The sequence below is a fragment of the Diaphorobacter aerolatus genome, from assembly GCF_014489535.1.
GTDB lineage: Bacteria > Pseudomonadota > Gammaproteobacteria > Burkholderiales > Burkholderiaceae_C > Diaphorobacter_A > Diaphorobacter_A aerolatus.
This window is the reverse complement of sequence record NZ_CP060783.1, coordinates 1,826,557-1,846,576: the sequence shown is the minus strand read 5'-3', so window position 1 is coordinate 1,846,576 and position 20,020 is coordinate 1,826,557. Positions and strand designations below refer to the sequence as shown.

General features: G+C 63.5%; 18 protein-coding genes and 5 pseudogenes. 4 read left to right on the top strand and 19 right to left on the bottom strand.

Features of this window, described 5'->3' with window-relative positions:
* Positions 1 to 498 carry a cyanophycin metabolism-associated DUF1854 family protein gene (locus tag H9K75_RS08550; RefSeq protein ID WP_187725439.1) on the top strand — a complete coding sequence of 166 codons (498 nt, stop codon included), beginning with the start codon at positions 1 to 3 and terminating at the stop codon, positions 496 to 498.
* A 40-nt stretch (positions 499 to 538) separates the two neighbouring features.
* Here the strand turns inward: H9K75_RS08550 and H9K75_RS08545 are convergent.
* The 3 pseudogenes from H9K75_RS08545 to H9K75_RS08535 all read right to left on the bottom strand — a co-directional run bounded on the left by H9K75_RS08545 (position 539) and on the right by H9K75_RS08535 (position 3,700).
* Positions 539 to 1,755 (bottom strand): annotated as a pseudogene (locus H9K75_RS08545) (CaiB/BaiF CoA transferase family protein).
* A 284-nt stretch (positions 1,756 to 2,039) separates the two neighbouring features.
* Positions 2,040 to 2,753, bottom strand: a pseudogene (locus H9K75_RS08540) (HpcH/HpaI aldolase/citrate lyase family protein); the annotation flags it as partial.
* Between the two features lie 27 nt (positions 2,754 to 2,780).
* Positions 2,781 to 3,700: pseudogene (locus H9K75_RS08535) on the bottom strand (Bug family tripartite tricarboxylate transporter substrate binding protein).
* Positions 3,701 to 3,803: 103 nt separating this feature from the next.
* On the opposite strand from H9K75_RS08535, the gene H9K75_RS08530 reads away from it, so the two are divergent.
* A complete protein-coding gene (locus tag H9K75_RS08530; RefSeq protein WP_187725438.1) occupies positions 3,804 to 4,694 on the top strand; it encodes a LysR family transcriptional regulator in 891 nt (296 codons plus the stop codon).
* A 404-nt stretch (positions 4,695 to 5,098) separates the two neighbouring features.
* On the opposite strand, the gene H9K75_RS08525 is transcribed toward H9K75_RS08530, so the two are convergent.
* The 3 genes from H9K75_RS08525 to H9K75_RS08515 all read right to left on the bottom strand — a co-directional run bounded on the left by H9K75_RS08525 (position 5,099) and on the right by H9K75_RS08515 (position 8,363).
* Positions 5,099 to 5,995 (bottom strand): 5'-nucleotidase, encoded by an 897-nt coding sequence (locus H9K75_RS08525; protein WP_187725437.1) that lies wholly within the window; start codon positions 5,993 to 5,995, stop codon positions 5,099 to 5,101.
* Positions 5,996 to 6,019: 24 nt separating this feature from the next.
* On the bottom strand, positions 6,020 to 7,249 hold the full coding sequence (gene gspF, locus H9K75_RS08520) for a type II secretion system inner membrane protein GspF (RefSeq protein WP_187725436.1): 1,230 nt from the start codon (positions 7,247 to 7,249) through the stop codon (positions 6,020 to 6,022).
* A gap of 112 nt (positions 7,250 to 7,361) precedes the next feature.
* On the bottom strand, positions 7,362 to 8,363 hold the full coding sequence (locus H9K75_RS08515; protein WP_187725435.1) for an LLM class flavin-dependent oxidoreductase: 1,002 nt from the start codon (positions 8,361 to 8,363) through the stop codon (positions 7,362 to 7,364).
* Positions 8,364 to 8,690: 327 nt separating this feature from the next.
* Between H9K75_RS08515 and H9K75_RS08510 the strand changes: the two genes are divergently transcribed.
* Positions 8,691 to 9,251 (top strand): CZB domain-containing protein, encoded by a 561-nt coding sequence (locus tag H9K75_RS08510; RefSeq protein ID WP_226858610.1) that lies wholly within the window; start codon positions 8,691 to 8,693, stop codon positions 9,249 to 9,251.
* A gap of 17 nt (positions 9,252 to 9,268) precedes the next feature.
* Here H9K75_RS08510 and H9K75_RS08505 read toward each other — a convergent pair whose 3' ends face one another.
* The 12 genes from H9K75_RS08505 to gspG all read right to left on the bottom strand — a co-directional run bounded on the left by H9K75_RS08505 (position 9,269) and on the right by gspG (position 18,812).
* Complete coding sequence (locus H9K75_RS08505; RefSeq protein ID WP_187725434.1) at positions 9,269 to 10,630, bottom strand: GspE/PulE family protein; 1,362 nt, start codon at positions 10,628 to 10,630, stop codon at positions 9,269 to 9,271.
* A gap of 64 nt (positions 10,631 to 10,694) precedes the next feature.
* Positions 10,695 to 13,067 (bottom strand): type II secretion system secretin GspD, encoded by a 2,373-nt coding sequence (gene gspD / locus H9K75_RS08500; RefSeq protein ID WP_187725433.1) that lies wholly within the window; start codon positions 13,065 to 13,067, stop codon positions 10,695 to 10,697.
* Between the two features lie 7 nt (positions 13,068 to 13,074).
* Positions 13,075 to 13,884: a type II secretion system protein N gene (gspN, locus tag H9K75_RS08495; protein WP_187725432.1), complete on the bottom strand. Its 810-nt coding sequence runs from the start codon at positions 13,882 to 13,884 to the stop codon at positions 13,075 to 13,077.
* 42 nt (positions 13,885 to 13,926) lie between these two features.
* Positions 13,927 to 14,487, bottom strand: a complete 561-nt coding sequence (gene gspM, locus H9K75_RS08490) for a type II secretion system protein GspM (RefSeq protein ID WP_187725431.1) — start codon at positions 14,485 to 14,487, stop codon at positions 13,927 to 13,929.
* Entirely contained in the window at positions 14,484 to 15,230 is a 747-nt protein-coding gene (locus H9K75_RS25110) for a GspL/Epsl periplasmic domain-containing protein (RefSeq protein WP_319016903.1), read from the bottom strand. The genes gspM and H9K75_RS25110 overlap by 4 nt, the downstream gene beginning before the upstream one ends.
* Positions 15,227 to 15,715 (bottom strand): type II secretion system protein GspL, encoded by a 489-nt coding sequence (gene gspL / locus H9K75_RS25105; protein ID WP_319016902.1) that lies wholly within the window; start codon positions 15,713 to 15,715, stop codon positions 15,227 to 15,229. Before gspL ends, H9K75_RS25110 begins: the two co-directional genes overlap by 4 nt.
* A 67-nt stretch (positions 15,716 to 15,782) precedes the next feature.
* The gene (locus H9K75_RS25100; RefSeq protein WP_319016901.1) at positions 15,783 to 16,181 is read right to left on the bottom strand and encodes a type II secretion system protein GspK; all 399 of its coding nucleotides are present in this window, start codon (positions 16,179 to 16,181) and stop codon (positions 15,783 to 15,785) included.
* Positions 16,088 to 16,795, bottom strand: coding sequence for a type II secretion system minor pseudopilin GspK (gene gspK / locus H9K75_RS08480; RefSeq protein ID WP_319016900.1), 708 nt, complete (start codon positions 16,793 to 16,795; stop codon positions 16,088 to 16,090). The genes H9K75_RS25100 and gspK overlap by 94 nt, the downstream gene beginning before the upstream one ends.
* Entirely contained in the window at positions 16,795 to 17,502 is a 708-nt protein-coding gene (locus H9K75_RS08475) for a PulJ/GspJ family protein (protein ID WP_187725430.1), read from the bottom strand. The genes gspK and H9K75_RS08475 overlap by 1 nt, the downstream gene beginning before the upstream one ends.
* A gap of 6 nt (positions 17,503 to 17,508) precedes the next feature.
* Positions 17,509 to 17,877, bottom strand: a complete 369-nt coding sequence (gene gspI / locus H9K75_RS08470; protein ID WP_187725429.1) for a type II secretion system minor pseudopilin GspI — start codon at positions 17,875 to 17,877, stop codon at positions 17,509 to 17,511.
* Positions 17,874 to 18,299 (bottom strand): prepilin-type N-terminal cleavage/methylation domain-containing protein, encoded by a 426-nt coding sequence (locus tag H9K75_RS08465; protein WP_187725428.1) that lies wholly within the window; start codon positions 18,297 to 18,299, stop codon positions 17,874 to 17,876. The genes gspI and H9K75_RS08465 overlap by 4 nt, the downstream gene beginning before the upstream one ends.
* Before the next feature lie 60 nt (positions 18,300 to 18,359).
* Entirely contained in the window at positions 18,360 to 18,812 is a 453-nt protein-coding gene (gene gspG, locus H9K75_RS08460; RefSeq protein WP_187725427.1) for a type II secretion system major pseudopilin GspG, read from the bottom strand.
* A gap of 50 nt (positions 18,813 to 18,862) precedes the next feature.
* Between gspG and H9K75_RS25480 the strand changes: the two are divergent.
* Positions 18,863 to 19,171: pseudogene (locus tag H9K75_RS25480) on the top strand (type II secretion system protein N); the annotation flags it as partial.
* A 312-nt stretch (positions 19,172 to 19,483) separates the two neighbouring features.
* On the opposite strand, the pseudogene H9K75_RS08450 reads toward H9K75_RS25480, so the two are convergent.
* Positions 19,484 to 20,007, bottom strand: a pseudogene (locus H9K75_RS08450) (histidine phosphatase family protein).
* Positions 20,008 to 20,020: the final 13 nt, after the last annotated feature.

Below are 20,020 nucleotides of genomic sequence, written 5' to 3'. Positions count from 1 at the left end.
ATGTCATTGCAAAGCCAGACCCCGGCGAACCTCGCCTTCGAACTCTCGCGCAACGCCCACGGTCGCCTCACGCTGCGCCGCGCGTCCGATGGCGTCGAGCATGTGGGCGTGCTGCCGGTGCGTGCCTACCCGATCAGCGCGCCCAACGAGGGCCTCTCGCTGTTCGGCACCGACGGCCACGAACTCATCTGGATCGATCACATCGATCAGTTGTCGGCCGACCAGCGCCAGCTCATCGAAGACGAACTCGCGGCCCGCGAATTCGTGCCGACCATTCAGCGGATTCTCAACGTATCGACGTTCGCGACACCCAGCACCTGGACCGTGGAAACCGACCGTGGCCCGTTCGATCTGGTGCTCAAGGCGGAAGAAGACATCCGCAAACTCGAAGGCCGCACGCATCTGCTGATCACCGCAAGCGACGGCCTCCAGTTTCGCGTGCGCGATTCAAACGCGCTGGACAAGCACTCGCGCAAACTGCTGAGCCGGTTTCTGTAGGCGTTCTCTGCTGCGCGGCGTGCACAGAGGCCCGGGTCGATCAGATAGCGTTGCCTGAGCGCAAGGCCCGAATCTCGTCAGGGCCGAGACCCAGAAGGGCGGTAAGTACCGAGTCCGTGTCAGCGCCCAAGGCTCGACCAAGATGATGAAAAACGGCCGGCGTTTCCGTGAGCAGCGGAATCGATCCTGGCACGACGACATCGCCGGCGCGCTCGTCCTGAACTTCCAGCAGATTCCCGCGAGCCCGATATTGGGGATCGTTGAAGATGTCGTCGATCGCCATGATGGGTCCGCAGGGAACGCCGGCGTCATCGCATCGTTGGATGGCCTCCTGTTGTTCCATGCCCCCATCCATTCGGCGATGGCACCGTTGATGACACCGCGACCCTTCAATCGGCGAGCATTGGTGTCGTAGGTGCCTGGAGCCACGAGGTCGGCCCGGTCCATGGCAACAGCGAGGCGCTCGAAAATCTTGTCACTGGAGCACGCCAGCGCGACCCACTTGCCATCGGCCGTCTGCCAATGACCATGCGGTACCACGTGCGATACATCGGGCCCCATGCGCTTGCGGACCTCACCTAGGCGAGCGTAGACCGGCGCAATTTCGTCGAGCAGTCTGAAGATCGCTTCATACAGCGAGATGTCCACGACCTGCCCGACGCCCGATTTTTCGGCAACTCGCAACGCCATCAGTACGCCAATGGCACCCCACATGCCTGCCGCGTAGTCGGCAAGTGAGGTAGATCCCGGCACCACCGGTGGACCATCCTCGGTGCCCGCGAGATTTGCCAGACCAGAAAAGCCGTGTGCAACCCGTGCAAATCCGGGTTTTTCCCTGTACGGCCCTGTTTGACCGTAGGCGCTCACGCGCAGTAGCACGATGCGCGAATTGACCGCCTTCAGTGCATCGAATCCCAGTCCCCAGCGTTCCAGAGTCCCGGGGCGAAAATTCTCCAGAACGACATCCGATACTTCGACCAGTTTCAAAAAAACGGCCTTGCCTCGTTCGGTGCGCAGATCGAGCGTGATGCAGCGTTTGTTGCGTGCCTCGCTGAGCCACACAAAAGTGTCGTCGTCCACTGCAGGTGTGCCAAAGCGGCGCAGCGGATCACCTCCGTCGGGCTGTTCGATCTTGATGACCTCCGCCCCGAAGTCGGCCATGATGGTTCCGCAGAATGGAGCAGCCAGAAAGGTTGCAATATCCAGTACGCGCACGCCGTGCAACGCGGAATTCTGTGTTTGAGTGAGCTCTGCCATAACAAGCTGGTGTCAACGCTTTGTGGAGGCCGAGGCAATGTGATCCAGCCGACTCTGAATGGATCTTGCCAACTTGGCGTGGGCCAGATCGACCAGCACGCCTTTGTCACCCACCGCCCGTCACCGCGTTCAGCCGCTTCGTCCAGCACCTTCAAGGTTCGGGCTGCCCAATCCTTTTGTGTCTGGGTCGGTGTGAATACGGTATTGGCGAGATCCACTTGCGACGGATGTATGGCCCACTTTCCCTCAAAGCCCAGTGCGGCTGCACGTTGCGCGGATGCGATGTATCCGTCGGTGTCACCAAAGTCGGCAAAGGGTCCGTCGATGGCACGAACTCCGTTGGCTCTGCAGGCATTCGCGATGCGCGCCATCGCGAAGTGCCATTGATCGTTCCAGTGCGTCTCGCGAACTCCGTCGCCATTGGGTGATGTCAGCATCGAATAGCGCTGGGACGGACTGCCGAAAACGGTGTCGAACGTTCGCATGTCCACCGTGTAGTCCCCAACGCCAAAGATCATTGCTTCAAGGCGCGGGGACGAGGCGGCGATTTCTTCGGCATTGGCGACACCAAGAGAGGTTTCGATCAGCACCTCGATACCGATCTGCTTGTCTCTTTTTTCTTCGCGCTCGACCAAAGTGAGCAGGTGCGCAGCGAACTGTACGTCGAATGCCGAGCCGGCCTTGGGCAGCAAGATCATGTCCAGTCGCGGGCACATGCGGGCCACGTCGACGATGTCTTTGAGCGCCCACGGGGTATCGAGTCCGTTGACACGAACCGCAATGCTTTTATTTCCCCAGTCCAGGTTGTTGATCGCATCGATGGCCTGGGCCCGCGCGCCGTCCTTCATCCTGTCGGCGACAGCGTCCTCCAGATCCAGAAAGATGACATCGGCCGCACTTTGTACGGCCTTCTCGAAGAATCGCGGCGACGTGGCGGGCACAGCGAGTTCTGATCGCTGGAGTCTCTTGTTTCGCGGCGAACCGGTGGTTGCAGTCATTCAAATCCCTTTGTGATGGATGGTGAATCAGTCGAGCTTTGTGCCGGAGTCCTTGACGACCTTGGCCCAACTCCCGACCTCCGATTTGATGTATTGGCTGAATTGCTCCGGCGTGTCTCCGACGGGGCTGAATGCGAGGGAGTTCAGCCGATCCTTCACTTTTTGAGTCGCCATGGCTTTCGAGAGTCCAGCGTTGATTTTTTGGACGATGGGCGCTGGCGTCCCCGCAGGTGCAGCAATGCCGATCCAGGCCATGGTCTTGAAATTGGGAGACACCGTTTCCGAAATCGTCGGGACGTCGGGCAGGAACGGTGAGCGCTCGGCAGAGGAAACCGCAATGGCGCGCAGCTTCCCTGATTTGATGAAACTGAGTACGGAAGGAAGCGAATCGAACAGCACCTGAATGTGACCACCCATCAAATCGTTGATGGCTGGGGAGCGCCCTTGTATGGCGAGTGCAGCATCTCCAGACCTAGACGCGAGCGGAGCATTTCCATCGTGAGGTGCTGGGTCGATCCGGCTCCGGCCGAGCCAAACGTGAGTTTGCCTGGCGATGCTTTGGCGGCCGCAACAAACTGCTTTACGTCGGTCCATGAAGACTCTGCGGACACCACCAGAACCTGCGGTATCGCGGCGACATTCATGATGGGCGCAAAGCTTTTGATGGGGTCATACGGAAGGTTGGGGTAGAGGCTGGGATTGATGGCCATGGGGCCACTGCTGGCGGTAAGCAGTGTGTAGCCGTCGGGCTCAGAGCGCGCCGCGATCTCCATGCCGATGGCACCGCCGCTGCCCGCCTTGTTGTCTACGACGACGGGTTGCCCAAGCGTCGCATGCAGTTCTTCTGCGATCACGCGGCCAAGAATGTCGCTAGACTGCCCCGGTGGAAACGGGACGATGAGCCTGATGGGCTTGGTCGGATAGCTGCTCTGCGCAACGACGCGCATTGCAGGCGTGACCGCCAGCAGTGCTGCGCAAGCCAGAAGGGCACGGCGATTTTTCATATGTCTCCTTTTGTGTTGAAAGCTGTCACATAAGATGTCTGTTGCCATGTCCGCAAACGTCAACCTCAAGCTGTTGCAGACCTTCATGCTGGTCGCGGAACTCAAAAGTTTTCGAAAGGCGGCGGAGTCATCGAATCGCACGCCATCTGCGGTGAGCATGCAGGTCAAGCAACTGGAGGATCAAACTGGCCTGACGCTGCTGAGGCGGACCACACGCTCGGTGGAATTGACTCTTGAAGGCGCATATTTGCTGGAAAAGACCCGTCAGGCGTTGACGGATCTCGATCACGGGCTGCTGGAATTGCGCGACGCCGCCGTCTTGCGGCAGGGACTGATTTCTCTCGCTTCGTCGCCGACCGTGGCCTGTACCCTGTTGCCGAACGTGCTGGCGCGATTTGGCAAGGCCTATCCGCGAGTGACCGTCCGGCTGCGGGAAGTCGGGCTGGAGGACATCCTCAAGCTGATTCAGGCCGGAGAAGTGGATTTCGGGATCGGGCCCGCAACCAGCAACGCGACCGACTTTGAATTCACGACGCTGCTGCACGATCCTTTGTGCGCGCTGGTCCCGCGAACCCATCCGCTCGCCAAATTGAATCGACTGTCGCTCGCCGACCTCGCGGGAGTTCCGTGTGTCATGTTGTCGAGTTTTGCAGCGGTAAGAAAGTCGGTAGATGCGGCCGCAAGAACAGCGGGAGTCAGGCTGAACGTGCAATACGAGGTGCAGCAGATGCAAACGCTGATAGCGATGGCGGCCGAGGGATTGGGGATCGGAATAGCCCCCAAGATCGCCGCAGAAACCGCTGCGCAGTTTCCGTTGAAGATTATCAATTTGACGGATGACGGACTGATCAGAGACATCAGCATCATTAACGTTCGTGGACGCGCACTGTCTCCGGTAGCGCAGCAATTGCTTTCGTACGTGCGTGAAGCGATTTGAAGCGAAGCGGTTTGGCATTCTGAGCAACTCGGACCCAATGACTTGATGAAAACAAGTCTAGGTACGCAGAGAGCCGCATTGATGCAATTTGCTGAGCGATTCTTCAGATTCGCTGAACAGCCGACTCAGGCCAAGATGTGTTGAAAATGCTTCGCCTCGATTTTCATTGAAGCGCGTCCAGTTCCTTCTTGGTGCATCGCTCGTAACGAGTCGCGACAACATCATCTTTCTGCATGCATGTGCCCATCAAATATCTGGATCTATTGCTATCGAAATCCATTTCTGCATAGGGGTGCTCCGCTGATAACCGTTCGTCCAATATGATTTTCGGCGAATGGTCGTTGGTTGTTTTCCCAAAGTGGCTTCCGCAGTGCTTCGAAAGAACCGAGGAGAGGAGCCCCGCTTCAAGGATTCGCGATTCCGCTGCTTACGTGGCCCGCGGGGACATGGCGGGCGGCGGACTGGACGTGGCCGGGTTGGTCGTCGAAGAAGAAGTCGGGTTCGAATTCGCGCAGGAAGGGGCCTTTTTCAAGACCGCCGAGGAACATGGCCTCATCGACTGCGATGTTCCATTCCATTAAGGTGCGGATCGCGCGCTCGTGGGCCGGAACGCTGCGCGCCGTCACCAGTGCGGTGCGGATGCGCATGCCCTGGCTGCTTGCCTGTTGAAGGCGGTGCAGCGCCGCGAGCAGTGGTTTGAATGGGCCGCCGGGCAGCGGCTGGGTGGCCTTGTCCAGTTCATGGCGCTGAAAGGCTTCGAGGCCGTCACGCTGGTAGACCTGCTCGGCCTCGTCGGAGAACAGAACGGCATCGCCGTCGAATGCAATGCGCACCTCGTGCGGATGCGAGTCGCTTGCGCGCACCGAGTCGGTGAACACGTGTGCAGCGGGATGGCCAAGGCGCAGGGCCTGCGTGACGTCCTGTGCGTTGGCCGAAAGGAACAGGTGTGCGCCGAGCGGGCGCAGGTATTTGAACGGCGCGCCGCCCTGCGTGAACACGCCGCGTTGCAGCGGGATGTTCGCGGCCTGCGTGGATCGGAAAATGCGCATGCCGCTGACCGGATCATTGCGCGAGAGCATCACGACTTCGACGCGCTGCACGCCCTCGGTGTTGAAAGCCAACAGCTTCTTGACCAGCGAAAACGCCACGCCGGGGCGCGCGGGCGTGTCGAGCCGCTGCAATTGCAGTTGCATGTAAGCCTGCGGGTTCTCGGCGTCGAACAATCGGTTTTCTTCTTCGAAGTCGAACAACGCGCGAGACGAAATCGCGACCACCAACTGATCATCGAGCGTGATGGGCATGGCTTGGCTGTGTCTTCCCTTTGGTCACTTCACGAACTGGTTCAACTGGATGATCGGCATGAGCACGGCCAGCACGATCAGCATCACGATCATGCCCATGCCGACGATCAGCAGCGGCTCCAGAATCGTCGCCAGTTGCATGGCGCGGCGCTGCACTTCGGTGGATAGCTGGTTGGCGGCGCGCTGCAGCATCAGCGGCAACTGGCCGGTCTGCTCGCCAAGGCGCGCAAACATCGACACCAGCCCCGGAAAGCGTTTCTTCTGCGAGATGGCCGAGGCGAGCGGTGCGCCCTCGCGCACCAGTACCAGTGCATCGAGCGCATCGGCACGCATGGCGCGGTTGTTGAGTGTCTCGGCGGCGGCCTGCAGTGCCTTCAGAATCGGCACGCCCGCGCCCGCGAGCATGGCCAGCGTGCCCGTAAACCGCGCGGCGTTGTAGCCGCGCGCGAGTCTGCCGATGATGGGTAGATTGAGCCACCAAGCATCGAACATGGCGCGAAATCCGGGGCGCGACAAGGCGGTGCGCATGAAGACCGCAAACAGCACGACCCCGCCCAGCATCAGCCATCCGTAGTTGCGCACCAGATCGCTGATGGTGAGCATGGCGACGGTGAGCATTGGCAGCGCGCGCTTGCTTCCGGCAAACACGTTGGCGACCTGCGGGACCACGTATCCGACGAGAAACAGCACGATGACGATGGCCACCAGCGTGACGATGGCCGGATAGAGCGATGCGCCGATGAGTTTGGCGCGCAGGGCCTGACGCTGTTCGAGATCGTCGGCCAGCTTGTCCAGCACCTCGCCGAGATGGCCGCTTTGTTCGCCAGCGCCGATCACCGCGCAGTAGATGTCGGAAAACTCGCGTGGGTGCTGAGAGAGCGCCTTGGCAAAGGTCGAGCCGGAATTGACTTCCGAGCGCAATGCAGCGACCAGGTGGTGCTGGCGTTCGGTGTCGGCTTCCTCGCTCAACGCACTGAGCGCGCGCTCGAGCGGCAGGCCAGAGACCACGAGCCCGGCGAGCTGGCGCGTCCAGATCGCGAGCTGGGTGGAATTGAATACCGGCCTTGTGAGCAGGCGCTGGCCGAACGAAGGTGCTTGCCCGGCGGGCGTGTTCGAGGCCAGCGCATCGACGGCCAGCGGCACGAGCGCCTGCGCGCGCAGCAGGCTGCGGGCGGCCTTGGGACTGTCGGCGTCGATCGTGCCTTTGCGGGTCTGGCCTGCGGCGTCCAGTGCTTCAAAGGAAAAGGCGGGCATGCGGTGATTTCAGGATGGGAGCCGCGCCGTGCTGGTTCAAAACAAACCATGTGGCACGGCGCCAATGCCCTGATGGTAGCCGGTTGCCGTGACGCAGCGGCGCCCGCGAGCGTCAATCGCGCATGACGGCTGCGGCGATCTCCAGCGAACGCAAGCGCAGCGCCGGATCGTAGACATCGCTCACCAGCATGAATTCGTCGGCCTCGGTCACTTCGGCCAGCCTGGCGAAACCCGCCTTCACCGTCTCCGGACCGCCAATCACGCCGATGGCGAGGAAGTCGGCAATCGCCTCGCGCTCGCGCGGGCCGAGCTGCTGCATGTAGTCCTGAATCGGCGGCTGAAGCAGTCCGCGCTGGTTGGTGAGAATGCTCAGCACGCGCTGGAACGTGCTGCTCGCCAGATATTGCGCTTCGTCGTCGGTGGGTGCCGCAATCATCGGCACGCCGATGATCACATAGGGCTTTGCCAGGGTTGCGGAGGGTTTGAAGTTCGCGCGGTAGATCTCGATGGCGGGCATCAGAAAGCGTGGCGCGAAGTGCGAGGCGAACGCATAGGGCAGGCCTTTTTCAGCGGCCAGTTGCGCCGAGAACATGCTCGATCCCAGCAGCCAGATCGGCACATTGGTTCCGGCACCGGGAACGGCGGTGATGCGCTGGCCGGGTTGCGCGGGGCCGAGCAGGTGTTGAAGCTCGGTGACGTCGCGCGGGAAATCCTCCTCGGTCTCGACGCGGTCGCGGCGCAGCGCGCGCATGGTCGGGCCATCCGTGCCGGGCGCGCGGCCCAGACCCAGATCGATGCGCCCGGGATAGAGTTCGCCGAGCGTGCCGAACGCCTCGGCCACCACCAGAGGCGCATGGTTGGGAAGCATGATGCCGCCCGAGCCGATGCGCATGCTGTTGGTCTGGCCGGCGATGTGTCCGATCAGCACGGCGGTGGAGGAACTGGCAATGCCCGGCATGTTGTGATGCTCGGCGAGCCAGTAGCGCTTGAAGCCTAACTGCTCCGCGCGTTGGGCCGTGCGAACGGCAATGGACAGCGCGTCGGCCACGGTACCGCCTTGGCGAACGGCAACCAGATCGAGCATCGAGAGGGCGGGGCGAAATTGTGAACTCATGCCCTGATTCTGAGAGAACCAAAAAGATCGCGCTGCCAAAAGGGATTGAGCCCGGCTAATTGTGAATAACTGTCAAAAGGACGCGAAATCAGCTTCGTATACCTAGAACGAGGTATATGCAAACAATGGTTAACTTTCTAGACTACCCGGCTTTCACAACAATCGTTTCATGTTGGTGGTAGCAGAAATAAATCGCCTTTTTAATAGGTATAATCAATTACCAAAAATAATGCAATTGTTAATTAACATGGCTCACTTGAGGCGATGGATACCGGAACGTGTCGACTGCTATGCCATGGAATCCGACGTGGAGAGGGAGAGCAGGGTATGAGCATCATCAAACGGTTGTTTTCGACGACGGACTCATCGACATCCAGGCGTCGCGCCGCAGCGCAAAGGCCGGAGGATTGGTCGACCGTGCCCTCCTTGCTGGCCAGCGAGCTGATGGCGTTTGGCGATGAGGTCAGTCGCCTCTCCGTAGAGTTCGACATCGAGGCGCTGATCGTGAGCCACGAACGCTGGCTGCCATGGCTGTGGCACGCGTTTGAAGGCCAGGTCGATGAGCAGTTGCGCCCGGAAGTGATCTGCGACGACCGCAGTTCCGAGCTGGGCGCCTGGTTGCATGACGCGGGCCGCAAGGCGCTGGGACATCTGCCGACCTACGACATGCTGCTGCTGCGCAACCGCTACTTTCATTTGAAGGCGGCCGAGCTGATCACCTTGATCGAACAGGGTGAAATGGGGGACGCCGAACGCACCTTCCGCCAGTGTGAACATGCTTCGCGCCAGATCGTGTTGCTGCTCAAGGAACTCAAGCGCGGGCTGGTGCGCAGCGCGGCATCGGGTTCAGCCACGGCCCGGAAGGTCGCACAGAATACGCGTAGCTGAAGCGTCCTCGCGACCGTTCAGTCGCGCGTGACGCGCAGCACTTCTTCGGCGCTGGTGATGCCAGCGGCCACGAGGCGATCTCCGTCGGTGCGCATGAGCGACATGCCGTTGGCGAGCGCCTGATCGCGGATCGCCGATTCGCTGACCTGCGCGTGGATTTGCGCGCGGATGTTGTCGTCCACTTCCAGCAGCTCGAATATCCCCGTGCGCCCGCGGTAGCCCGATGGCTCGTTGGCGTCGAGCTTGCGGACCAGCCGCTGTGCGAGCACGCCGAGCAGCGAACTCGAGAGCAGAAACGGCTCCACCCCCATGTCGGTCAGGCGCGTGATGGCGCTGGTCGAATCGTTGGTGTGCAGCGTGGCGAGCACCAGATGCCCGGTGAGCGAGGCCTGGATGGCGATCTGCGCCGTTTCGAAATCGCGGATTTCGCCGATCATGATCACGTCCGGGTCTTGCCGCAGGATGGCGCGCAGCGCCTTGGCAAAGGTGAGGTCGATCTTGCTGTTGATCTGCGTTTGACCGACGCCGTGCAGCTCGTATTCGATGGGGTCTTCCACCGTCATGATGTTGCTGCTCGTCGCATCGAGGCGCGCGAGCGCCGCATACAGCGTGGTGGTCTTGCCCGAACCGGTCGGGCCCGTCACGAGGATGATGCCGTGCGGCTGCGAAATCAGGCGTTCGAATTGCGTGAGCATCTGGCCCTGCATGCCGACCGATTCGAGGCTGAGCTTGTTTTCGCTCTTGTCGAGCAGACGCAGCACGGCGCGCTCGCCATGGGCGTTGGGCAGGGTGGAGACGCGCACGTCGATGGCGCGCGTGCCAAGGCGCAGCGAGATGCGGCCATCCTGCGGCAGGCGTTTTTCCGAGATGTCGAGATCGGCCATGATCTTCAGGCGCGAGATCAGCGCGGCGTGCAGCGCGCGGTTGGGCTGAACGACCTCGCGCAGCGTGCCGTCCACGCGGAACCGCACGCTCGAATGGCGCTCGTAGGGCTCGATGTGGATGTCGCTCGCGCCATCGCGCACGGACTGCGTGAGCAGCGCATTGAGCATGCGGATGATGGGCGCATCACCGGCCGATTCGAGCAAGTCCTCGACCGCCGGCAGCTCCTGCATCATGCGCGAGAGATCGGCATCGGATTCGACCTCGCTGACCACCATCGCGGCGCTGGAATCCGACTGCGAATAGGCGGCGCTGATGCGCTGCGCCAGCGCCGCATTGTCCAGCGGCATGAGCTGCTGCACGGCGTGCTTGCGCAGCACTTCGGACATCGCGCCCATGTCGGGCGCCATGCCGTGCCACAGCACCAGTTGATGGCCATCGTCCTCGAGCAGCAACTGGTTCGAGCGTGCGAAGGTATATGGCAGGGGGTGACGCATGGGCGGTCTGGCAGTGAGTCAATCAGTCAGTGAATCGGTCGGGCGTGGCGGCGGCTGTCGCGGCTCATTGGGGCTTGAAATTCGGGTCCTGCACCGACCAGTCGCTCTGGCCCGGACGTGCCTGCCTCGGTGGCTCGGTGTTCATCGGCAGCATCGGCGCGGGAACCGGTTTGCTGGATGCACGGCCGCTTTGCGAGGGGCTGGTCTGGGTGCTCAGTGGCGGCAGGATGGGCGCGTTGTTGACCGAGCGCATCATCACGCTGTCGGCGGGCTGGGTGTTCATCTGCAGCGCGCGAATGGCGTCGTAGCGGTCCTGAACCAGTGCGTCGCTGGTGGCATCGTCACGGATCACAACGGGGCGCAGGAACACCATCAGATTGGTCTTTCTGCGCGAGCGCGATTCGTTGCGGAACAGGCCACCGACCAAGGGCAGATCGCCCATCAGCGGAACCTTGTCCTGGCCGAGCTGGTAGGCATCCTCGAGCAGGCCGCCGATCACGATGACGTTGCCGTCCTGCACCAGCACCGACGATTCGATCGCGCGCTTGCTGGTGGTCGGGCCGTTGGCGTTGGTGACCGTTCCGTTGTTGACCTTGGAGATTTCCTGGTACAGCGTGAGCTTCACGGTACCGTTTTCGCTGATCTGCGGGCGCACGCGCAGCATCAGGCCCACGTCCTTGCGCTCCACGGTGGTGAACGGATTCACGGTGGCGCTTCCGGTCGAGTTGGCGTATGAGCCGGTCACGAAAGGCACGTTCTCGCCAATGATGATCTGCGCTTCCTCGTTGTCGAGCGTGAGCAGATTCGGCGTCGACAGCACGTTGGCATCGCCCGTGTTTTCCAGGAAGTTCGCGAGCGCGCCGAGGTAGTAGTTGCCATTGATGCGCGGCGCTACCGCGATGGTGCCGCCATTGGGCTTGTTGTTCCCGAGCGCCGAGCCGATGCTGCTGACGTTGCCACTGGCCGCAGCGAGCGCCAGATCGAGAATGTTGGTGCCGGTCTGGCTCGAATTCACGCCGAGCAGGCCCAGCGTGCTGCCGTACTTGCCAATGATGCCCTGCCACTGGATGCCGAATTCGGCCACCTTGTTGGCGGAAACTTCGACGATCAGGCTTTCGATCAGTACCTGCGCGCGGCGGCCATCGAGCTTGTCGATCACCGCGCGGATCTGACGATATTGCGGCTCGGGCGCGGAGATGATCAGCGAGTTGGTCGATGGGTCGGCCTGGATCTGTCCGCCGGTCGAGCCCTGGTTCGCGTTGTTCTGTGAATTGCCGATGCCGGACATCGAGCCCGCGCCGAGTCCGCCACCCGAGGCATTGCCGCCGAGCCCCGAGTTCTGCGTGGGGCTGGTGCTGCTGGTGTTGGTCATGCCACCCGACATGCCGCCGCCGCTGCCGCTGAAAGGCAGGCCCGAGCCGCTGTTGCTGCCACTGCCACCGCCGCCAACGGAGCCGTTGGAGATGGCGGCGCGCAGGGTCGCGGCGAGTTTCACCGCATCGGCGTTCTTCAGATAGACGACGTGGATGTTGCCGGTGGAAGCGGCACTGCCCACGACCGGTGCCTGATCGAGCTTGGCAACGAGCGAGCGCACCAGCGCCAGCCGCGCCGGATTGGCCGCGCGCACGATCAGCGCGTTGCTGCGAGGCTCGGCGAGCAGCGTCGTGCGATAGGCGCTGTCGGTCTGGCCCGTGGCCGCCGGGGTGGGTGTGCCGGTGGCGGTGGTGGCGCTGCCGGAGCCGTCAACCAGCCGCTGGACCAGCGGTGCGAGGTCGGAGGCGATGGCGTTTTGCAGTGGAATCACTTCCACATCGCTTGCGTTGGAGACGTCCATCGCGGCGATGATGCGCGCGATGCGCTGCAGGTTGTCGCCGTAGTCGGTGATCACCAGCGAGTTGTTGCCGGGGTTCACGTTGATGGTGTTGTTGGGGCTGATCAGTGGGCGCAGCACCGGCACCAGGTTGTTGGCGTTCTCGAAATTGAGCTTGAAGATCTGTGTGGCGATCTGGCCACCGCCGGGTGCGGTGCCCGAGCTGCCTTGCGTGACGGTCACGCCGCCCGATTGCAGCTTGGCGTCGGCCTCGGGAACGACCTTGTAGAGCCCGGCGGATTCGACGATGGTGAAGCCTTGCAGGCGCAGCGCCGAGAGAAACTGCTGGAATGCGGCACTTGGTGCGACGGGCTTGTCGGTCACCAGCGTGAGCTGACCCTTCACACGCGGATCGACCACCACGTTGCGTCCGGTGATGGTTGCGATGGTGCGGGCCACGGCTTCGATGTCCGCGTTGGCGAAGTTCAGCGTGACCGGTTCGTTGGATTGGACGCTGCCTTGCGGCGCGGCGATGGCTTGCAGGGGAACGCTGGCGCACAGCACCAGAGTGCTGGCAGCGATGGAGTGCAAGGCAGTCCGCAGGCGGTAAGAAGGCAAGAGAGTCATGGTCGGTTCAACCCACGGTGAGAATGGAACGGTCGCCGGTGCGCCGCCCAATGATATTCAAGAGATTGGCGAGCGCCGCTTCGCGCCCCGGCGCGGCCCGGGCCTCGCCGGTAAAGCGCAGGCGCTGGCCCACCCATTGTCCCGAGCCATTGAGCAGCAGCGCGCCGCTCAGTGTCGACAGGGCAAGCGTTGGACTGTCGCCGCCGCGCACGCTGACGCGGTAGCTGCCCATCGGATTCAGGGTGGAGAGCTTGGAGGATACGTCCAGCGCATCGAGTTGCAGGTCGCCCTGCATTGCCATGCGTCCGGCGTTCCAGGTGATCTGCAGGTCGGTTGTCTGTAGCGACAGCCGTCCCTGCGGTTGAATGGTATTCCACGGCGTTCCCAGCCCGCTCAGCACCGCGCTGGGCCACTGGCTCTGGCTGTTGGCAACCTTTAGCTGCATGCCGTTCCACTGAAGCGCCGCATGCAATTTCACCGGCGTCGTGGTGCAGCAATCGGCATTCAGCTCGACGTTGGCTCCGACGAAGGCCGGGCGCAGTTGCCAGTTCAGGCGACCGGGCAGCGCGACCTGATCGGAGCTGCCCGCACCGCCGGTGAGCACCAGTTGCGCCGAGCCATTCCAGAGCGTGCCGCGCGCCTGCTGCAGTTGCACCTGACCGTTGGTGGCGCCGTTGACGCCCGAGGCCAGCCACGTCGCGGGCGCCGTCAGCGTGAACACGGTCAGGCCGCCGAGCAATCCGCCAAGCAAGGCCCAGCCGCGCGGTGAGCGCACGGCGGATGCCGGACGGTGGGTGGTGCGTTGCTTGCGAGCCATGGATTCAGCGCTGCCCGTGGTTGGTCATCGTCATCATGATCATCAGTTCGCCACCGGCATCGAGAGCACCAGCGTGCCGTCCCAGAATGCGGGCAGCGTGGTCGATGCATTGCTGCCGGTTTTGCCCGCGCCATTGGTACGAACCAGCTTGGCCTGGATCGGAATCGCGCGTGCCGTGCCGCGCACCTGCGCGAGCCACTGGCCGAGCGCGGCCGCCGGTGCGGCCTTAAGCGTGACGGTGGCGCGGTCGCCCACGAAGGTCACCTGCGCGGTCGCGCCCATGGCCTGCGTGAGTGAGCTTTGCAGCGCGCGTGTCGCATCATCGCCCTGGACGCGTGGAGCCTTCTGCAGTTCCAGCGCTTCCTGCTGCAGGCTGCGCATGTGCTGCAACTGGCGATCGAGCTGTGCATGCTCCGCTGGCGCGTTGCGCAGGGTCTTGATTGCGGGTGAGAGCAGCAGCCACCAAAGCACGGCGAGGCCCACCACGCTGGCGGCGATCAGCACCAGCGTCTGCTCGCGGGCTGCCAGCGTTTTCCAGCGCGCGCGCAACACATCGACTGCGGCGAGCCTGTTGCTCGAACCCTTGGCTTGCTGCTTTTTCATGGCCGCACCTCCGCCGCACGTATCCAGAGTTGCTGGCCCTGTGATCGGGCCGTGAATCCATTGGCCTGTAGGCGCTGGTTCACTTGGGTCAGTTCCTCGTTGCTCAGGGTGATTCCCGTCAGGTGCAGTTCCGAGTCCGCATATTCGACCAGCGAAGGGATCTGTCCCGTCGGCAGGGCCGTGCCCATGGCCGCCAGCATCGGCTCCAGATCACGGTGTGAAAGGCTTCCAGCGGCCTGGCGCAACTGGGCGACCTCGCGCTCCATCTGCACGGGCGCATCGACGACCACCTTGACGTTCGGGAAAGTCTGCTGCAACGCGCCGCGAACGCCGGTGGTCTTGGCCGCAAGGGATTGGCGCTCCTTGTAGGCCGCCACGTTCAGTCCGATGATCTGCGCGACGATGGCCAATCCGAGCGCCCAGCGCGCCGCGCGCCACTGCGGGGCACGCAGGAATGCGTTGAAGCCGCCGCTCAGGCTGCGCAGCGCACGCGTGCGGCCCGTGCTGGAAAACTCGAGCTGCGCGAGGTTCCAGTTGCCGCGAGCCGCCGACAGCGAGCGCTGGCCGCTGGTGGACAACTCGACCGGGCGGTGGGCCAGCTTCTCGACCATTGCGGCGAGAGCCGGTTCGGCGTTCACACGCGTGGGTTGATCGGGGTCGGTGTCTTGCAGTCCAAGTGCCAGCGTGGCGGCATTCAGCGGCAGCACGTTGACCGCCTGTTCGGGGCTCGGCGAGGTGATCACGAGCTGCGCGTCCTCTGGAACCCGAGCGCGTACAGCGCGCGTGATTCGGACGCGCCGGGTGCGAATTCGGGGACGATGCGGCCCACGCTGCGGCCCACCGACTCCAGCAGTTGCAGGTTGGCGCGCAGCCAGTTGCGGTCACACACGGCAACCCATGCGGGAGAGCCGATCTGCGCGTCGGGTTCGAGCGCGAAATGCAACTGCGTGGGCTCGTCCAGCAGTTGCTCTTCGAGCAGTCCCTCAAGCACCGAGCGCAGGCGCAGGGCGGAAGCGGTCGAGCCCTGCGGAAGGGTTACGCGCTGCCACGAAAGTGCGCGCGCGGGCACAACGGCCACGACCTCGCCCGTGCGGCCCGGATCGGGCAGCCGCGTGGCGCTGGCACTGGCTTGGCGGGTTGCGGTATGGCCGTCGGCGGTCAGCGTGTAGCTGAATTCGGTGGTCGGCTCGGGCGTGCCCGGAGGCAGATAAAGAATGAGGGTGCTCATGACTGGTGTTCGCGCGCCATTTTAGGCGTGGCGCGTGACGGTGGCTGACATCGTTTGTACCCGATGCTCAAGATGGCCTCATCGCGTCGGCAGACTCGGTGCGCAGAAACCCGCCGCGCTCACGCCAGAGCGTGCGCACCTTGCCGCGTTGTTTGTGCACCAGCGAACGTTCCTCGACGATGGTCTGGTCGATGCGCATGCGTCCACGCACCTCGAAATACTCGGAATACACCTCAAAGAGCCCGGCGGGCAGTGCCTCCGGCTTGCTCAGCAGTTTGGCCGCATCGCTGACCGACTTGAAATACTGGTTGGAACGTGACTGGACGATGCGCTGCGCCTCCGACATGTCGAGGCCGCTGCCGCTCGCCCAGATCACTTCGGCCGACGCCGTATTGATGTTGAGCTTGGTGACCGCGGGCAGGATGGTGACATGCGGCGCGATCTTGGCGATGGTGTTCTGCGACACCCCCACCAGCTCAGTTGGCTCACGGTCTGCGGCATCAGCGGAATCGGAGCACGTTGTGCGCCGTCGCTCGTCGGCGTGCTCGCCTCAAGCATGTGGTTGGTGATCAGCGTGAGTTCGCTCGGAGGCAGGCCGAGATAGTTGAACAACTGGGTGAACTGGTTGAGCGCTGCCTCGTTGATCGTCTTGCTGCTCACCAGATTGGCGAGATTCATGCGCGATTGCAGATCGGTCACGCGGCCCGAGAGAAAGGCGTTGTCGGTCTGCGCGCTGGCGTCTTCGATCTGCGAGACGTTGTTCTGCGCGGAGAGAAAGCTCGACAGCCGCGCCTCCTCTAGCGGAATCGACCAGGGTTCGGTCAGGTTGTCGGTGCCGTCGCCGCGCGCCAGCGAATCCTCGCGCAGGATCAGGCGCGACCAGTCGAGCGCACCGACCAGAATCCACGCTGACTGAATGCGCGCGCGCTCTGCGGATTCGACCTCGATGGCACGCCATTGCTGCCACATCGCCGATGCCGCAAAGGTCGCCACCAACGCCACCGTGAGCATGGCCGCCAGCAGCGCGGCACCGCGCTCATGCAGTCGAATGCGTGGGGGGCGGGACGCGTGCTTCGCCATCATGACTTGTTGCCGCCGAGCGCGGGGTTGACCCAGTCCTGCGTGATCGCGCCCGTGATCGCGCCGCCCTCGGGCAGGGTGATCTGCAGCCGCACGCCTTCCGGTACCGCAGCGGCGGCGGCGCTCAGGCCGTCGAGCGTCTGCTCGGCGAACGAGCCACCGGTGCTCGACTGCGCATTTGCCCACGCGCCGCCAACGAAATAGTAGAGCTGCCAGTCCGCCAGCGGGAAGAGCTGGGTCTCGCGCTGCGCCTCGCTGCTCGAAGGCGTGCGCGCCCATTGCGCGGCGGTCTGCCACGCGGTGTTCCAAGCGGCGCGGGTGTTCACGGGCGGCGATTGCCAGCGCAGCCATTGCTGCCCGCCATTCGAGGCGGTGCGCCGCGCCCAGGCCACCACGACCACGCCCTGATCGGGCTGCTGCGCCACGCGGCGCGTAATGCGCAGCACCTGGCCGTCCCAACTGATGGGCTGTGTGCTGTCCACGGCTTGAATGGAATCGAGGTCGGCCTGCCATTGCGCGAGTGCGTTCTGGATCACGACCAACTGGTCCGAGCGTTCGCGCGTGATCTGCTGCGAGCGCACCATGCCGTCGATACCGCGCCAGCTCAGCAGCGCAATCAGCGACATGATGGTGATCGCAACCAGCAGTTCGATCAGCGTGAAGCCACGCGTGCGAGCGACGCGAGGGAGGTGGAGAGTCGTGCGCATCGCCGTTCAGTACCTTCCGACGATGGTGGACACGCGGATCACCGGATAGCGCGCGTCGAACACCTGCGCATCGATGCGCCGGAACTGCGGGTTGGGCAGTGGCGATACCGTGGTCACCACCTGGTAGCTGCGTCCGGCCTGCTCGCACTGGCTTTGCTGATCACCATAGGAAGGCAGCTCGCGCATCAGGCGGGCCTTGACGAGTTCGTTCTGCGCACAGATATGGCCAAGCATCACGTCGCTCTGGCGCGTGGCATTGGTCACCAGCGCGGACGTGGCCTGCGATCCGGCCATGAGTGCGATAGCCACGATGGCGAGCGCAACCAGCACCTCCACGAGCGTGAATCCGGTTTGCAGCGGGCGACGCGCACTCATTGCATGGCCTCCGCCGTGAATGCGCGAACGCCGTCCGTGCCGATGCGGATGGTGCGATCAGGATAGGACTCGTTGACCAGCCATACCTGCTGCGCGCTGATGATGGGCTCGGGCCCGAGCCACAGTTGCGCCGGGCCATTGGTGCGCGTGCCGTTCAGCAGCCAGCGCTCGGGCAGTTTCAAATGGGGCAGGCCTTCGAACACAAACCCCTGCTCGGTGGCGCGCCAGCGCACGGCGGTTCCCGACGCCCGTGATTGCGCGCGGGCCGTCTCCAGCAGCACGGCCAGCCGTTCGCCTTCGCGCTGCAACTCGGTCGCGCCGCTGTCGCGGATGGCAAAGCTCACGCCCACGGTCGCCAGTGCGACGATGGACAGCACCACGAGCAACTCGAGCAGCGTGAAACCCCGGTTTGCGCGCGCCATCGACAGAGCTGGTGGAGAACCGGGAAGAAAAGACTGCACGAAACGCGGCCAGGATGGGGCTTACTGCCAGCTACCGATGTCTGCGTTCTTGCCCTCGCCGCCGGATTGACCGTCGGCACCAAAGGACATCACGTCCACTTCGCCCTTCACGCCGGGGCTCAGGAACTGGTAGGGGCGGCCCCAGGGGTCGTTGGGCAGCTTTTCCAGGTACGGGCGCCAGTTGGTCGGCACCGGGCCGCTGCCGGGCTTGGCGATCAACGCCTGAAGCCCCTGCTCGGCGGTAGGGTAGCGCTGGTTGTCGAGGCGGTACATCTTGAGCGCCTGCATCAGGTTGGTGATGTCGGTGCGCGCGGCGGTGCTGCGCGCGTCGTCGGCGCGGTCCAGCACGTTGGGCACGATCAGCGCGGCGAGCACGCCGATGATGACCAGCACCACCATCAGCTCGATCAGGGTGAAACCGCGCTGGAGTCGGCGGCGGGAGGAACGGGCGAGGGCGTGAGCAGTTTGGAGCATGTCGTCGAATCGACTTGGAATGTGGTGATCCGGTCAATCATAATCGCGCGATGGTGACAAACACATATAGCCGTTGGAAGGTCAGTGCCGGAACCTTTGTTTTGTGGTTCCTCGCGATTGCCTGCGTGGTCTTCTGGGGCTTGAGGCTCTCGGCCTCGCCATTGGGGCAGGGAGCGCCCGCGCTTCCGTCCGTGCCAACCGTGGTGGACGTGCCCGCGCTTGTGCGCCTGCTGGGTGGCACGGAGGTGGTCGCCAAGGCAGCGCCGGTGGAGCCGACGCGCTATACGCTGGTCGGGGTGCTCGCCGGTACCCGCAGTGGCCGTGGTGCTGCGCTGATCGAGGTGGATGGCAAGCCCGCCAAGCCTTTTCGCATTGGCGCACAGGTGGCCGACGGACTGGTGCTGCAATCGGTCAACAAGCGCGAGGCGCGCCTCGGTGCCGCGACCGACGGCCCGGTGTCGATGACGCTGCAAATGCCGCTCAAAGTGGTGTCGAGCGCGCCTTCCGCGTTTTCCCCGCCCTCCGTGCCAGCCGTTGCCCCGCCCGCCGTGGTTCCTGTGACCGGTGTGCAGTCTCCGATGATGCCGCAGGGCACGACGCCGGGCATCTCGCCAATGCCCACCGCCACACACCCGGCGCAAGGGCAATGAGTGCTTGCAATCAAGCAGGCATCAAGGAGGGTCAAGGGGCAGCGAAAACCATTCGCCGAACCCGCATGCCGGCATCGTCCATTCGCTGGCCTGCGGTAGCCGCTCGCCATGTTCGATCAACCACCGCACGCAGCGGATCACGCCCGCGTGCGTGATCCAGACCACGTCATTGCGCTGCTCGCGCGCCTCATTCAACGCCTGATTCACCCGCTTGAGCATGGCACCGAGTGATTCGCCATAGCCCGGGCAATAGCTGGTGAAGTCTGCGGTCCACGCATCGAGTTCGGCGCGTGCAATGCTGTCCAGCGGCGGCCCTCCCAGGCACCAAAATGCATCTCAGCGAGTCGTGCGTCGATGGTTGGCGGCGGATCGTCGGGTCTGAGCTTCGCCAGTTCGTGCGCCAGTTGCCGGCAACGCCCGAGCGGCGAACTGTGGAACGCAGCGCTGCCGACAGGCAGGGCCGCGTGCAGTTGGTGCGCGCTGGCGCGGGTGTGGTCGGCGTCGGCGGCAATCTCAGACTGGCCGTAGCAAGTGCCTTCTGCCACCAGTGGCCGTGCA

Excerpts from the sequence above, each read along its gene's own strand:
- H9K75_RS08550 (WP_187725439.1), top strand. The coding sequence starts at position 1 with ATGTCATTGCAAAGCCAGACCCCGGCGAACCTCGCCTTCGAACTCTCG.
- H9K75_RS08530 (WP_187725438.1), top strand. The coding sequence starts at position 3,804 with ATGTCCGCAAACGTCAACCTCAAGCTGTTGCAGACCTTCATGCTGGTC.
- H9K75_RS08525 (WP_187725437.1), bottom strand. The coding sequence starts at position 5,995 with ATGCCCATCACGCTCGATGATCAGTTGGTGGTCGCGATTTCGTCTCGC.
- gspF (WP_187725436.1), bottom strand. The coding sequence starts at position 7,249 with ATGCCCGCCTTTTCCTTTGAAGCACTGGACGCCGCAGGCCAGACCCGC.
- H9K75_RS08515 (WP_187725435.1), bottom strand. The coding sequence starts at position 8,363 with ATGAGTTCACAATTTCGCCCCGCCCTCTCGATGCTCGATCTGGTTGCC.
- H9K75_RS08510 (WP_226858610.1), top strand. The coding sequence starts at position 8,691 with ATGAGCATCATCAAACGGTTGTTTTCGACGACGGACTCATCGACATCC.
- H9K75_RS08505 (WP_187725434.1), bottom strand. The coding sequence starts at position 10,630 with ATGCGTCACCCCCTGCCATATACCTTCGCACGCTCGAACCAGTTGCTG.
- gspD (WP_187725433.1), bottom strand. The coding sequence starts at position 13,067 with ATGACTCTCTTGCCTTCTTACCGCCTGCGGACTGCCTTGCACTCCATC.
- gspN (WP_187725432.1), bottom strand. The coding sequence starts at position 13,884 with ATGGCTCGCAAGCAACGCACCACCCACCGTCCGGCATCCGCCGTGCGC.
- gspM (WP_187725431.1), bottom strand. The coding sequence starts at position 14,487 with ATGAAAAAGCAGCAAGCCAAGGGTTCGAGCAACAGGCTCGCCGCAGTC.
- gspL (WP_319016902.1), bottom strand. The coding sequence starts at position 15,715 with ATGAGCACCCTCATTCTTTATCTGCCTCCGGGCACGCCCGAGCCGACC.
- gspK (WP_319016900.1), bottom strand. The coding sequence starts at position 16,795 with ATGGCGAAGCACGCGTCCCGCCCCCCACGCATTCGACTGCATGAGCGC.
- H9K75_RS08475 (WP_187725430.1), bottom strand. The coding sequence starts at position 17,502 with ATGCGCACGACTCTCCACCTCCCTCGCGTCGCTCGCACGCGTGGCTTC.
- gspI (WP_187725429.1), bottom strand. The coding sequence starts at position 17,877 with ATGAGTGCGCGTCGCCCGCTGCAAACCGGATTCACGCTCGTGGAGGTG.
- H9K75_RS08465 (WP_187725428.1), bottom strand. The coding sequence starts at position 18,299 with ATGGCGCGCGCAAACCGGGGTTTCACGCTGCTCGAGTTGCTCGTGGTG.
- gspG (WP_187725427.1), bottom strand. The coding sequence starts at position 18,812 with ATGCTCCAAACTGCTCACGCCCTCGCCCGTTCCTCCCGCCGCCGACTC.